The 231-nt window shown below is 67.1% G+C and carries 1 pseudogene; it reads left to right on the plus strand.

The window, feature by feature from the left end:
• Nucleotides 1–204, plus strand: a pseudogene (locus tag KVT39_RS37575) (acetoacetate decarboxylase family protein); the annotation flags it as partial.
• Nucleotides 205–231: the final 27 nt, after the last annotated feature.

The raw sequence follows: 231 nt of genomic DNA on the forward strand, positions 1-231 counted from the left end.
GTGATTCCCGTCGAATACAACGGCCAGCCGGGCGGCTACACGCTCGCTATGTATCTCGACGATCACCCGCCGATCGCCGGCGGCCGGGAGCTATGGGGCTTCCCGAAGAAGCTCGCGTCGCCCACCCTGCACGCGAACACCGATCACCTGCTCGGCACGCTCGGCTACGGCAAGGCGCGCGGCGCGGCCGGCACGATGGGCTACTAGCACAAGGAACTCGACATCGACGTG

The sequence above is a fragment of the Burkholderia sp. GbtcB21 genome, from assembly GCF_019091065.1.
Lineage (GTDB): Bacteria > Pseudomonadota > Gammaproteobacteria > Burkholderiales > Burkholderiaceae > Burkholderia > Burkholderia pyrrocinia_C.